Source organism: Flavobacterium sp., assembly GCF_003525665.1.
Taxonomy (GTDB): Bacteria; Bacteroidota; Bacteroidia; order Flavobacteriales; family Flavobacteriaceae; genus Flavobacterium.
Window position 1 is genome coordinate 1 of record NZ_DQDX01000018.1, and the last position, 12588, is coordinate 12588.

A 12588-nucleotide genomic window follows, 5' to 3' on the forward strand; every position below is an offset into this window, starting at 1 on the left:
GAGCCCCAGTCGGGTCACAAAAAAAGTCGAGCATTTTGCTTGACTTTTTTTATTTCAAGAGGCTTCGTGGAGAAATTGGTAGACTTGCTACTTTGAGGTGGTAGTGCTGAAAGGCGTGTGGGTTCGAATCCCATCGAAGTCACATTCTAATCCTTAAATCAATATATATTGGTTTAAGGATTTTTTTATTAAAAAAAGTACGCTTCAAAATTAGATTTACACTTCAGTCATTCTCTACTTCAGATTACTATAATTTTCTACCAAAAACACAATAATTATTTTATTTACTGTAAAAGCCTTAATTGTAAATTATTTTTACTAATTTTGTTTAACGAAAAACTGAAAATGATGAACAATGTAAAAAATACTTTTAGCATTAAAGATTTAGAAAATCTTTCAGGTATTAAAGCGCATACTATTAGAATATGGGAAAAACGATACAATGTATTAGAACCCATGCGAACCGATACCAACATAAGATTTTATGATTTGAACGCACTGCAAAAGTTATTGAACATAACATTGTTGCACGACTATGGTTATAAGATTTCGAAAATATCTAAAATGCCCGCTGAAAAAATTCCAGAATTAGTTCGGGATATTGTTTCTAATAAAAGCGCAAAAAATCATGCGATAAGTTCCTTCAAACTTGCCATGATGAACTTTGATCAAAATCTATTTTTTAAAACATACGAAACTTTATTATCTGAAAAATCTTTTAGAGAAGTATTCTTCGAAGTTTTTATTCCGTTAATGGAAGAAATCGGGTTTCTTTGGCAAGTTGATACTATTACTCCGGCACACGAACATTTTATAAGTTATTTAATCAAATTAAAATTACTAGTAAATACCGAAAAAATTCAAAGTAAAGAACCAACTAGAACTGATAAAGTTTTTGTGCTATATTTACCAATGAATGAAATTCATGAATTAGGATTGATGTATCTGAATTATGAAATATTAAGTCAAGGTTACAAGACAATTTATCTTGGTGAAAGCGTTCCTACAGATAGTTTGAAAGACATTAAAAAATATTTCGACAATATCGTTTACGTTTGTTACATGACGGTACAACCTGAAAAAGCAGAAGTTAATGACTACATCAAAAACTTAAAAGAGGAAATCCTTGATGAAAATTCAGAAGTATGGCTTATAGGTAGAATGACTGAAAATATGGACCCAAAGAGTGCAGCTCACAACATAAATGTATTTAAATCAATAAATCAATTAATTGAAAACATATAAATTTTTCCTAAATAGTTTTTATTGTTTAACTTTTTACTATTTTTGTTAGACAATATGAAAAAGAAAATAAAAATAATAGGATCGGGTTTTTCAGCTTTAGCAGCGAGTTGCTATCTGGCCCAAAAAGGTTACGAAGTTGATGTGTACGAAAAAAACAGTACCATTGGCGGACGTGCAAGACAACTTAAAAGAGACGGATTCACATTTGACATTGGACCTTCATGGTATTGGATGCCTGATGTATTTGAAAAATTCTTTGGAGATTTCAATAAAAAACCTTCCGATTACTATCAATTAACAAAACTATCACCGGCATACAAAGTGTTTTTTGGAATTGATGATTTTGTAACCATTGCAGATAATCTTCCTGAGATAGTAAAAACATTTGAAGCAATAGAAAAAGGAAGTGGCGAAAAACTGTCTTCTTTTATGAAAGAAGCGCAAAGCAATTACAATATTGCAATAAAAGATTTGGTTTACCGACCTGGCGAATCGCCGTTAGAATTAATAACGCTAGAAACAGCAACTAAAGTAAATCAGTTTTTTTCTAACATTAGTAAAGACGTAAGAAAGAAATTTAAAAACAAGAAACTAATACAAATATTAGAATTTCCAGTACTGTTTTTAGGTGCAAAACCTTCAGACACTCCTTCTTTTTATAGCTTTATGAACTACGCCGATTTTGGTTTGGGAACTTGGCAACCTAAAGATGGTATGTACAGCGTTATTCTTGGAATAGAAAAATTAGCCAAAGAACTTGGAGTAACAATTCACACTAATACGCCAATTGAAAAGATACTTGTTGAAAATAAAAAAGCTGTTGGAATTGTAGTAAATGGTGAAACAATTGCAGCAGATATTGTTTTATCAGGAGCAGATTACCATCATTCAGAAACACTTTTAGATGTTCAATACCGTCAATATTCTGAAAAATATTGGAGCAAAAAAACATTCGCGCCATCTTCCCTACTTTTTTATGTAGGATTTGATAAAAAATTGAAAAATATTGAACACCATAACCTCTTTTTCGATGTAGATTTTGATAAACATGCAGAAGATATTTATGATAATCCAAAATGGCCGAAAGAACCATTATTTTATGCTAACTTTACATCGGTAACTAATGAAAATTTAGCTCCTAATGGTTATGAAAATGGATTTTTTCTAATTCCTATTGCACCAGGAATAGAAGATACCCAAGAGTTAAGAAATGAATATTTTCAAAAAATAATTTCAAGATTTGAAACTATAACACAACAAAGTGTCGTAAATAATGTTATTTTTATAGAATCTTTTTGCGTAAAAGATTTTATTAAAGAGTACAATTCATACAAAGGAAATGCATATGGAATGGCAAATACACTATTGCAAACGGCATTTTTAAGACCAAAATTGAAAAGTAAAAAAGTGAAAAGTCTCTATTTTACTGGACAATTAACAGTTCCTGGACCTGGAGTTCCACCAGCATTAATTTCTGGAAAACTTGTTGCCGATTTAATACAAAAACACAGCTAAATTTTAAAAGAGTTTATTCTATGAAATCTATTTTTGACACAGTATCTTTTGAATGCAGCAAAAATGTTACAAAATCTTACAGCACTTCTTTCTCAGCTGCTGTGAAGATGCTAGCGCCTTCAATCCGTCAAGATATATACAACATCTATGGCTGTCTCTTATANNCGATATATACAACATCTATGGTTTTGTGCGCTTTGCCGACGAAATTGTGGACACTTTTCACGACTACAATAAAGAAGATCTATTTGATTTGTTCGAAAAAGATTTACAAACTGCTTTGCAAAATAAAATCAGTTTGAATCCGATTTTGAATTCTTTTCAGCATACGGTTCACAAATATCAAATTCCGAATTCGATGATAAATGCTTTCATGAAAAGCATGCGTTTGGATTTGGTTAAAACCGAATACAAAACATTTGAAGAATACAACGAATACATTTATGGTTCGGCAGATGTTGTAGGTTTAATGTGTTTAAAAGTTTTTGTTAATGGTGATGAAGCTAAGTACAACGAATTGGAACATTCTGCAATGCGATTAGGTTCTGCTTTTCAAAAGGTGAATTTCCTTAGAGATTTAAAAGCCGATTTTGAAGATTTAAGTCGTACTTATTTTCCGAATACCGATTTAACTAAATTGGATGAAGAATCTAAAAACAAAATCATTCAAGAAATTGAAGCCGATTTTGAAGCTGGATATCAAGGAATTGTAAACTTACCGTTGGAAGCTAAATTCGGAGTTTACACTGCTTATATTTACTACAAAAAGTTGTTGTCTAAATTAAAGAAAACACCTTCGGCAGAAATAAAAAATACTCGAATTAGAGTTTCAGATTATCAAAAATACGGCTTGTTTGCCAAATGTTATTTCTCTTATAAATTAAATATTATTTAAATTTTACGCATTATGTGGATTCATATTCTGGTTTTTATTTTAACTTTTTGCATCATGGAATTCATGGCTTGGTTCACTCACAAGTATGTTATGCACGGTTTTTTATGGAGTCTTCATGCCGATCATCACAAAAAAGACCACGACTCATGGTTTGAAAGAAACGATGCTTTTTTTATTTTCTATGCTGTAGTAAGCATAGGATGTTTTTTACTTTGGCAAAACGGAATTCTAGAAATTGGATTATCAATTGGGCTAGGAATTTTCGCTTATGGTTTGGCTTACTTTATTGTTCATGATATCTTTATTCATCAACGTTTTAAGATGTTTAGAAATGCCAACAATATCTATGCAAAAGGAGTTCGTCGTGCGCACAAAATGCACCACAAACACATCGGAAAAGGCGATGGCGAATGCTTCGGCATGTTGTTTGTTCCTTTAAAATATTTTAAAAAATAAAAAAATCCCGTTCAAATTGAACGGGATTTTTACTTTACAACTAACCTCTTATAATTATTTCAATAAACCTTGCAATGGTTTTAATTGCTCCATATCAATATTGGACTTTTGCAAAACCGATAACATTGTCATCACATCATTCGGATTCATTTGGTCACCTATAACTCTAACAACGGCAAAACCATTTTCTTTTTTATTGGCATAAAATATAAACTCTTCAATATTGTCTTCTGTTCCAACAAAACTAACAGATGCCCCTTCACTACCCGATCCAAATTTCATTAATTGTTGGTACTTTTCGTCTTTCAAAACGGTATTTAGTTTTGCTTTTTCTGCTTCGTATTCGGCGTTGTTTTTACCGTCTTTTTTGAAAGCAATAATGTTCATTTTCTTAAACGATTCTAAAGCACTTTTTTGCTCGCCTGTTAATGTCGCTTTATCAACATTTAAAATGGACGGCGAAACATCCAAAGCAATAAAATCTTTTTTCTCCTGATTATCTACAAAGAACTTTTGTAAACTAGGTTTCGATTCACAGCCAACCAAAAGTAAACTTACGGCGATGGCAATATATAGTGCAGTTTTCATCATTTTAGATTAAATTAAATGGCAACTTGTTTTTCAAAGTTGCCATTGTTAATTCCTTATTTTTTACCTTTTCCAGCTTTGATTAACTCTTCGCCACCAGGTAAGTTCATTTTTTCTGTCAAAGCAGATAACTCATCGATATCAAAATTACCAGTTAATGACATTAAAACTGATTCTTCTTTTCCAGAACCTTCAATAAACATTAAAAGTTCTTTTACTTGTGAATCTGTTGCTCCCGATTTTACAGAAATTTTTACATTTTTACCTTTATCAGAAATACGCATCAACTCTTCTAAACCAGCAGATTTTTGGTATTTATCAGCAACCGATTTCATTTCGTTTCCTTTTTTTGTATTAGAAGTAACGAACACTTTTAGGTTGTCTAACTTCTTAATTAAGTTGATGTATTGTTGCGATTGCTTGTCTTTGGCATCCACTTTACTCAACATGGTAAACATTTTTTTATTTACAATTACAGTTGTGATATCGTCTTGATTGTCAAATTTATCAAAGACAGATTGTGCAAAAAATGTATTAGATACTAATACTAACGCGATAATTAAAATTACTTTTCTCATGATTTCTATTCGATTTTTGAATGATTTATTTTTTAAAAATTTTATTTTTTGAGTTGTTATACTCGTTAATGTAACTCACACTTTCAATGCCAGTATTTAAATGTTCTGATACCAATGCTAATGCTTTTTCTGTTTCGGCTAATGCTTTTTCAGGATCATCATAAGTTCCATAAGCCGTTTCCGTTGATGGAACTTCTTCCATTGTATTCAGATACATAAACGTTCCTACGCCAAGCATAATAACAAACGAAGCAGCAATCGATAACCACACAGCGACATTGCGCTTCTTGGTGTTTAATGGTATTTCAGCTTTAAACTCTTCTGTTTTTGCTTGGGAGAAATAACCAAAAACTGGTTGGTACTGCTGTAAATGCTGCGCAACATCTAGTGAAGAAAAATACGTTTTTAATTCGTTTTCTTCGGCAATACTTGTTTCTCCTTCAAAGTATTTGTCTATTAATTTTTCTATTCTATCCAATGCCATAATTATGTGTTTTGGTCATTACTTCTCTAATTGTTTTTCTAGCTCTTGAAAGTGCAACTCTAATTGTTGCTTCGCTCATGTCTAGTATTTTTGCAATATCTTCAAATTCGTATTGCTCTATATCTCGCATTTGAATAATTAATTTTTGCTGTTCAGGCAATTCGTTAATTATTTTTTCAACCCAACTTAAACTATCAACATCCTCAATTTTTTGTTGCAAACTCGCCTGACCGTCGGTGTAATTATTATGAACAATCGTCATGTTGCCAGCGCGTTTCGATTTTAATTGATCTAGACAATAATTCTTTGTCATTGTCATCGCCATCGCTTCTACGCTTTTCAATTCGCTCAGCGTTTCATTTCTTGTCCACAATTTCACTAGAACTTCTTGCGTTGCATCTTCTGCTTCTTCTGTGCTCACGAGCAATCGTTTTGCCAATCTAAAGAGCTTGTCTTTAAAAGGAGAAACTGTTTTTATAAACTCGTTTTGGTTCATTTGGTTGTTGGTTATATAGTAAAGACGAGACACATTTATTTTTGTTACAAGATAACTAAATATTTTTTAATATCTTTGATGTTAGCTATGTAAAAGACTCATTTTCAATGAAAAAAATATTTTTTATTTTTCCGATTTTTGTATTGTTGATAGCAACTTTAAGTTGTGAAAAGCAAGATGATTTATCCATTCCTAAAGATTTAGAAGTTAATAATTTCGTCTGGAAAGGTTTGAATTTGTATTATCTATGGCAAGAAGAAGTTGCTGATTTATCGGATGATCGATTTGCAAATCAAGATGAATTGAATGCTTTTTTATCAAATTCTGATTATGCTAATCCAGTAAATTTGTTTAATGATTTACGAATTGATAATTCAATCGACCGGTTTTCTGTTATTTACAGCGATTATTCGGTTTTGGAAGGAATTCTTTCTGGAAACACCTTAAACAATGGAGTTGATTATGGTTTGCGATTCAAATCGGGAAGTTCAACCGATATTTTTGGATGGGTTCGCTATATTTTACCAAATTCAGATGCTTCCGCAAAAGAAATTCAGCGTGGTGATTTATTCTATGCGGTAAACGGAACGCCATTAACGGCAAGCAATTACCAATCGTTACTTTCGGCTACAACTTACACTTTAAATTTAGCCGATTATGATAACGGAAACATTACTCCAAACGGACAATCGGTAACATTGACAAAAACGGCTCTTTCAGAAAATCCTGTTTATGCAACCAATGTATTCAATCAAGGTAGCAAAAAAATTGGATATTTAATGTACAACGGATTTTTTACTTCTTACGAAAGCCAATTGAACGCTGCCTTCGCAAATTTTAAAAATGAAAATGTAACCGATTTAATTCTAGATTTACGATACAATTCTGGTGGTTCCGTTGCAACTGCAACACGATTGGCAAGCATGATTACCGGACAATTTTCGGGACAATTATTTGCAAAAGAACAATGGAATGAGAAATTAGAAAACTATTGGCAAGAGAATAATCCGGGACAATTCGTCAATAATTTCACAAATTCCATCGGAAATGGAACTGCTATCAACAAATTAAATTTGACGAAAGTCTATATTTTAACTTCAAGAAGTACAGCATCGGCAAGCGAATTGGTCATCAACGGATTGAAACCTTATATTGATGTGGTTCAAATTGGTGATAGAACTACAGGGAAAAATGTGGGTTCGGTAACCTTATATGATGCGCCAAACTTCAAAAAATCGAGCGCGAGAAAATCTCACAAATACGCAATGCAACCAATTGTTTTAAAAATAATTAACGCAGATGGTTTTGGTGATTATCAAACAGGTTTATTGGCTGATTTTCCTTTTTTAGAAAATTATGGAAACATGGGAGAAATTGGAAGTTCTACGGAACCAATGGTTAGTTATACTTTAGATTTAATATTCAACGGAAATCGAATGTCAAATCAAAATAAGGTAAAGCAATTCGAATATCTTTCAGATTCTAAAGAGCTAGAACCTTTACGAACTGAAATGTATTCTGAGATAAAATAAAAAAATTAAACCATTAAGGTAGTTAAGTTCATTAAGCATTAAACTTAATTCTCTTAATTCCTTAATGGTTTAAAAATAGCAATATTTCTTAGTTAAAGTAAAAACCAGCAGGAATTACTCCAACAGTATATTGGTGTTCCAAAGTTCCTGTTGCAGAATAGATATATACTTTTCCGTTAGAACTATAATCGGCTGCATCACCTACATAAATTTTATCATTTTCTACTGCAAAACTATAAACGCCATAAACGCCTTGAGCAGTTGTAGTAAATAATGGAGTCGATGGTAAAGCTGTTTCATTCAAATTTTTGCTAAAAATTGCATCATCAATGGTATAAAAAACTTTATTGTTTTCGATAGCTAAGTTAGACGGATGCGTTTCTGCAGGGAAATTGATGGTATTTGAAACCGTATTGTTAGATAAATTAATTTTTACCAAACTTCCAGCTGTTTCTGTTGGTGCATAATAGGGTTTTCCACCACAAATTACATACAAAGAACCATTTTCTACTTCTAATGAATTTGGAACATCTCCAACATTTATAGTAGTTGAAAGCGTATTTGTAGCGCCATTGATTACAGAAATTGTACTACCATAATTAAAACCTCCAGCGTGAGCAACATACAATTTATTGTTTTCTTCAACAATACGTTCTGGACCTTCGGCAACTGGAATTGTGCTTGAAACAGCATAAGTCGAAAGATTTAAAACAGCAACATAATCGTCAGAAGTGCTTCCACCATCACCCCAATTGGTAACAAATCCTTTTCCGTTAGAAAATGCAATATATCTTGGATTATTTAAACCGGTAGAAATTGTTGCAACATGCGCCATTGTATAACGATTTACAACTTCAATTTTGTTAGAATAATTCAAAACTACAAATGCCAAATCTTGATACAAACCGATATCTTGAGCAGTATCACCAAGTGTAATAGTTGGGTTTACAATCGAAAAAATGTCATTTTGTTGTGTTACAAAATCTTCCGATAAATACGAAATTGAAGCATTTCCGTTTCCAAAACCACCTTGATTTAAAATCAAAACACCATTATCATAACTACCTAAAGGTGTTTCATTGTTATCCTCATTATCACTACAAGATGTTAAAAAAATCGAGCTTACTAAAGCTACAAAAACTAATTTACTGAATTTCATTCTATTAAAAATTAAAGGTTAGATTTATTGTGTAATTTCTTCCTGGCATTGGTCGTGTGCTTACACTTTGATAGTTTTCATTGAAAACATTAAGCACATCAAAACCAAGTTGCAAGAATTTCTTTTTTCCAAATTGATAATCGATTCCTACATTAGAAACCAAATAATCATTAAGTGAATAAAAATTATCCGACGAAGTAAACACTTCACCATTATATAAATACTGATAGTGCGCAGATAATTTATCAAATGAATAAGCCAAAGCCGCAGTAAACTTATGATACGGAACATATATTAATTGCTTCTTTTTTTGTTCATCTTCAGATATGGTGTATGCATAAGTTGTAGTAAAATCGAATTGATTTTTACCGATTTTTTTGTTGTAATTCACTAAAAATTCGGCGCCATAAGTTGTAACCTTTGCAACATTATTTGGTGTCCAATTGCCTCCTGAACTTGGTGACCAACGTAATAAATCTTGAATTTTTATGTAATAATTGGTAAGTGAAAATGTGGTGTTTTTAAATTTAAATTCGTGTCCAACTTCAACTTGATACGAACTTTCTGGTTTTAAATTCAAGTTGCCACTTCCTTGATAATACAAATCGTTAAACGTTGGAATTCTGTAATTTCTTGAAGCATTTACTTTCAAATTATAAAATGAAAATGCCGAAAAATTGGTTCCAATAGAAAACAAAACCGGACTTTTATAATTACTTGTAATCTCTTTTCGAATCGTTACTTCGTATAAAAATTTGGAGAAAGGTTTGTGTTTCAATAATAAAATTCCAGAACCAATTTGTCTTTTATTTTCGCCAATATCACTTCCAAAACCTTTGGTTTGAGTAAAATCTAAAACCGAATTCAACTCTAATTTTGAATTTACTTTAAATAATAAATCATATTTTGCAGTAAATGTTTCAGCTTTGGCATCACTAAAAATTGAGGTCGCAGCATTTTCAAAATACTTATATTTCTCTGATAAAAAAGCCACTTTCACTTTAGATGTAAATTGGTTATAACTTCCAATCCATTCTAATAAATTTCTGGTATTCAAATCATTGTACTTACTTTTAGAAGGCGCAGCAAGTGTTCCCGAAAAGTGGCGTTCACCTTCAAATAAATAACTGTATAATTTCAGAACATTCTTAGAATCCAATTTATAGCCTAAATTTAGGTTGATGCTGGTGTTGTAAAATTGTCCGTTTTCGTTCTTTTTATTGGTATCTAAATACTCATAATCGTTATCAGAAGAATTTCTAGAAATGCTAATTTGTGAACTAAATTTATCCGATGCCACTTGCATTTTATAATTTACACCAAGCGTATTGAAACTTCCATAATTGGTTTGAAGTGTATTTTCAAATTTGTTTCCGAAACTTAAATCGTTATTCAAGTGAATGCTTCCTCCTATCGCGCTACTTCCATAAACAGAACTTCCGCCACCAGCACGAATTGAAATTGAATTAAAATCTCTGGCAGAAATGGTATTGAAATCGGTTTGACCGTTAAGTTGTGAATTGATGTTTATTCCGTTCCAAATAACCGCAGTTTGTTGGGCAGTTGTTCCTCTAAATGAAGCTGATGAAACCATTCCGAGTCCGTTTTCCTTGAAATAAATAACCGAATTGTAGTTTAATAAAGTCGTTAACGAAGTTTTATTATTAGAAATTATAGAATCTGGAAGTTTTACAACTGATTGCGAATTGGAGAATTTTTTAAGCTGAAGATCTGAAATTATAACATCATCCAAAACGGTAATAGTATCCTGTTGCGCACAAATAGATTGGCACAGCAACAAAACTGCAAATAAAAACTGCTTTTTTAAAGTCATAATTTCTGAATCTTTTTTCCCGAAGATTCGATATTTGTTATAAAAAAGGCAGGTCTCCTGGCTTGCGTCTTGTTGTTTACCTTCTCATTTTGATATTAAATTTTTGATATCTGATAGTAGATTTAAAAAAATCGTACCAAATAAAATTTTAAATTTTTAATATTAAACTTTTAAATATTTAATATTTGAAATCTAAAATCTAATATTTCAAACAATGGTTTTGTAGTTAACAACAAGCTTTGTAGCTTACAGTTGCGGGTACAGCTTTGGTTTTTATCCAAATTCCCTTTTAATGTGATTTTAATGATTCTAAACCACAACCTTATTTCGGGTGCAAAAGTATTAATTTAAATGTAAATTAGACTTACTTATCATCTTTCTTTTTAGATAATTTAATTATTAGCCAAATGAATCCTACAATAAAGTGAAGCAGAATAATACCTGCAACGACATACATAAAAGTATTGGAGTTATCTCTCATGATTTTTCTTTTATCAAATTTACAACCAATTAAAGTCTGATTTTGTATCAAATGTAACACAATGGCAAATTTGTAAAAACATTATTTTACTTTTGCCAAAAAAAAGAATGCTTCGTAATTTACAAATCAGTTTATCGTTAATCCTATTTTTTCTTTTTGTGCAATGCAAGCAAGAAAACAAAATTACCAATGAAATTTCCTCTGAAAACACAGTGAAATACGCCAAAGGTTTTTCAATTGAAAACTATGATGGTTATACTATTATCACTGTAAAAAATCCGTGGCCAAAAGCGTCTAAAACCTATCAATATATTCTAAAAGAAAAAGACGGAATTATTCCTGATAGCTTGAATTCATTGATGAAAATCAATATTCCTGTAAAAAATATTGTGGTTACTTCTACTACGCACATTCCTTCATTGGAAATGCTAAATGAGGAAAATTCTTTAGTTGGTTTCCCTAATTTAAGTTACATATCTTCAGATAAAGTTCGTACCTTAATTGATGCCAAAAAAATAAAAGAACTTGGCGGAAATCAATCATTAAACACCGAAGTTTTAATCGATTTACAACCCGAAGTTATCATTGGATATGGACTTGACAACAACAATCCAACGTTAGACAATTTACAAAAAAGCGGTTTGAAAGTAATGTTAAACGGCGATTGGAACGAAGAAACTCCACTTGGAAAAGCCGAATGGATTAAGTTTTTTGGTGCTTTGTATGGCAAACAAAAAGAAGCCAACCAAATCTTTGATAAAATTGAAAAAGACTATCTACAAACAATCGAAATTGCAAAAATGGCAACTTCAAATCCTACTATTTTAGCTGGAGATATGTTTGAAGACAAATGGTATTTACCAAAAGGAACTAGTTGGGGTTCGCAACTTTTAGCGCAAGCAAAAGGTGATTATCTATGGAAAGAGACCACAGGAACTGGAAGTTTATCATTATCGTTCGAAACGGTTTTGGAAAAAGCAAAAGACGCCGATTTCTGGATTACATCTGGGCAATTCTCTTCGTTGAAACAAATGACTGATGCCAATCCGCATTACAAACAATTCAAGGCGTTTCAAAATAAAAATGTATATTCGTTCGCAGGAAAAAAAGGAAAAACTGGTGGCGTTTTGTATTATGAATTGGCTCCAAACCGACCTGATTTAGTGCTGAAAGATTTGACTAAAATTTTACATCCAGAATTGCTTGTTGGTTATGAGCCTTTCTTTTTTGAGAAGTTGAAATAAAACACAATCTTTGTCATGCTGAATTTATTTCAGCATCTTGTTATTCTATTTTAGAATCTGAAACAAGTTCAGATTGACAAA

At 31.6% G+C, this 12588-nt stretch carries 11 protein-coding genes, 1 tRNA gene, 1 pseudogene and 1 riboswitch; of the genes and pseudogenes, 7 read left to right on the forward strand and 6 right to left on the reverse strand.

All coding sequences use genetic code 11. The features are described from left to right. The first annotated feature begins 60 nt into the window (after nucleotides 1-60). The 5 genes and pseudogenes from DIU01_RS01225 (at nucleotide 61) to DIU01_RS01245 (ending at nucleotide 4111) form a co-directional block, all read left to right on the forward strand. Nucleotides 61-142: transfer RNA gene (locus DIU01_RS01225), tRNA-Leu, on the forward strand. 206 nt (nucleotides 143-348) lie between these two features. Beyond that, nucleotides 349-1245 (forward strand): MerR family transcriptional regulator, encoded by an 897-nt coding sequence (locus DIU01_RS01230; protein ID WP_290831469.1) that lies wholly within the window; start codon nucleotides 349-351, stop codon nucleotides 1243-1245. A gap of 54 nt (nucleotides 1246-1299) precedes the next feature. Further along, entirely contained in the window at nucleotides 1300-2760 is a 1461-nt protein-coding gene (locus DIU01_RS01235; RefSeq protein WP_290831441.1) for an NAD(P)/FAD-dependent oxidoreductase, read from the forward strand. Nucleotides 2761-2780: 20 nt separating this feature from the next. Continuing rightward, a pseudogene (locus tag DIU01_RS01240) lies at nucleotides 2781-3655 on the forward strand (phytoene/squalene synthase family protein). A 12-nt stretch (nucleotides 3656-3667) separates the two neighbouring features. After that, nucleotides 3668-4111, forward strand: a complete 444-nt coding sequence (locus tag DIU01_RS01245; RefSeq protein ID WP_290831442.1) for a sterol desaturase family protein — start codon at nucleotides 3668-3670, stop codon at nucleotides 4109-4111. A gap of 54 nt (nucleotides 4112-4165) precedes the next feature. On the opposite strand, the gene DIU01_RS01250 is transcribed toward DIU01_RS01245, so the two are convergent. Genes DIU01_RS01250 through DIU01_RS01265 form a run of 4 tightly spaced genes read right to left on the reverse strand, consistent with a single transcriptional unit; the run spans nucleotide 4166 to nucleotide 6257 of the window. Next, nucleotides 4166-4699 (reverse strand): DUF4252 domain-containing protein, encoded by a 534-nt coding sequence (locus tag DIU01_RS01250; RefSeq protein WP_290831443.1) that lies wholly within the window; start codon nucleotides 4697-4699, stop codon nucleotides 4166-4168. 56 nt (nucleotides 4700-4755) lie between these two features. After that, nucleotides 4756-5277: a DUF4252 domain-containing protein gene (locus tag DIU01_RS01255; RefSeq protein ID WP_290831444.1), complete on the reverse strand. Its 522-nt coding sequence runs from the start codon at nucleotides 5275-5277 to the stop codon at nucleotides 4756-4758. Nucleotides 5278-5302: 25 nt separating this feature from the next. After that, a complete protein-coding gene (locus tag DIU01_RS01260) occupies nucleotides 5303-5761 on the reverse strand; it encodes a hypothetical protein (RefSeq protein WP_290831445.1) in 459 nt (152 codons plus the stop codon). After that, a complete protein-coding gene (locus DIU01_RS01265; protein ID WP_290831446.1) occupies nucleotides 5748-6257 on the reverse strand; it encodes a sigma-70 family RNA polymerase sigma factor in 510 nt (169 codons plus the stop codon). The genes DIU01_RS01260 and DIU01_RS01265 overlap by 14 nt, the downstream gene beginning before the upstream one ends. Before the next feature lie 107 nt (nucleotides 6258-6364). On the opposite strand from DIU01_RS01265, the gene DIU01_RS01270 reads away from it, so the two are divergent. Further along, nucleotides 6365-7789 carry a S41 family peptidase gene (locus DIU01_RS01270; RefSeq protein ID WP_290831447.1) on the forward strand — a complete coding sequence of 475 codons (1425 nt, stop codon included), beginning with the start codon at nucleotides 6365-6367 and terminating at the stop codon, nucleotides 7787-7789. Between the two features lie 88 nt (nucleotides 7790-7877). On the opposite strand, the gene DIU01_RS01275 is transcribed toward DIU01_RS01270, so the two are convergent. Next, the gene (locus DIU01_RS01275; RefSeq protein WP_290831448.1) at nucleotides 7878-8948 is read right to left on the reverse strand and encodes a YncE family protein; all 1071 of its coding nucleotides are present in this window, start codon (nucleotides 8946-8948) and stop codon (nucleotides 7878-7880) included. 4 nt (nucleotides 8949-8952) lie between these two features. Continuing rightward, nucleotides 8953-10782: a TonB-dependent siderophore receptor gene (locus DIU01_RS01280; protein WP_290831449.1), complete on the reverse strand. Its 1830-nt coding sequence runs from the start codon at nucleotides 10780-10782 to the stop codon at nucleotides 8953-8955. A 29-nt stretch (nucleotides 10783-10811) separates the two neighbouring features. Next, nucleotides 10812-11122, reverse strand: a riboswitch (cobalamin riboswitch). Between the two features lie 248 nt (nucleotides 11123-11370). Between DIU01_RS01280 and DIU01_RS01285 the strand changes: the two genes are divergently transcribed. Further along, the gene (locus tag DIU01_RS01285) at nucleotides 11371-12507 is read left to right on the forward strand and encodes an ABC transporter substrate-binding protein (RefSeq protein WP_290831450.1); all 1137 of its coding nucleotides are present in this window, start codon (nucleotides 11371-11373) and stop codon (nucleotides 12505-12507) included. Nucleotides 12508-12588 lie beyond the last annotated feature (81 nt).

Excerpts from the sequence above, each read along its gene's own strand:
- DIU01_RS01230 (WP_290831469.1), top strand. The coding sequence starts at position 349 with ATGAACAATGTAAAAAATACTTTTAGCATTAAAGATTTAGAAAATCTT.
- DIU01_RS01235 (WP_290831441.1), top strand. The coding sequence starts at position 1,300 with ATGAAAAAGAAAATAAAAATAATAGGATCGGGTTTTTCAGCTTTAGCA.
- DIU01_RS01245 (WP_290831442.1), top strand. The coding sequence starts at position 3,668 with ATGTGGATTCATATTCTGGTTTTTATTTTAACTTTTTGCATCATGGAA.
- DIU01_RS01250 (WP_290831443.1), bottom strand. The coding sequence starts at position 4,699 with ATGAAAACTGCACTATATATTGCCATCGCCGTAAGTTTACTTTTGGTT.
- DIU01_RS01255 (WP_290831444.1), bottom strand. The coding sequence starts at position 5,277 with ATGAGAAAAGTAATTTTAATTATCGCGTTAGTATTAGTATCTAATACA.
- DIU01_RS01260 (WP_290831445.1), bottom strand. The coding sequence starts at position 5,761 with ATGGCATTGGATAGAATAGAAAAATTAATAGACAAATACTTTGAAGGA.
- DIU01_RS01265 (WP_290831446.1), bottom strand. The coding sequence starts at position 6,257 with ATGAACCAAAACGAGTTTATAAAAACAGTTTCTCCTTTTAAAGACAAG.
- DIU01_RS01270 (WP_290831447.1), top strand. The coding sequence starts at position 6,365 with ATGAAAAAAATATTTTTTATTTTTCCGATTTTTGTATTGTTGATAGCA.
- DIU01_RS01275 (WP_290831448.1), bottom strand. The coding sequence starts at position 8,948 with ATGAAATTCAGTAAATTAGTTTTTGTAGCTTTAGTAAGCTCGATTTTT.
- DIU01_RS01280 (WP_290831449.1), bottom strand. The coding sequence starts at position 10,782 with ATGACTTTAAAAAAGCAGTTTTTATTTGCAGTTTTGTTGCTGTGCCAA.
- DIU01_RS01285 (WP_290831450.1), top strand. The coding sequence starts at position 11,371 with ATGCTTCGTAATTTACAAATCAGTTTATCGTTAATCCTATTTTTTCTT.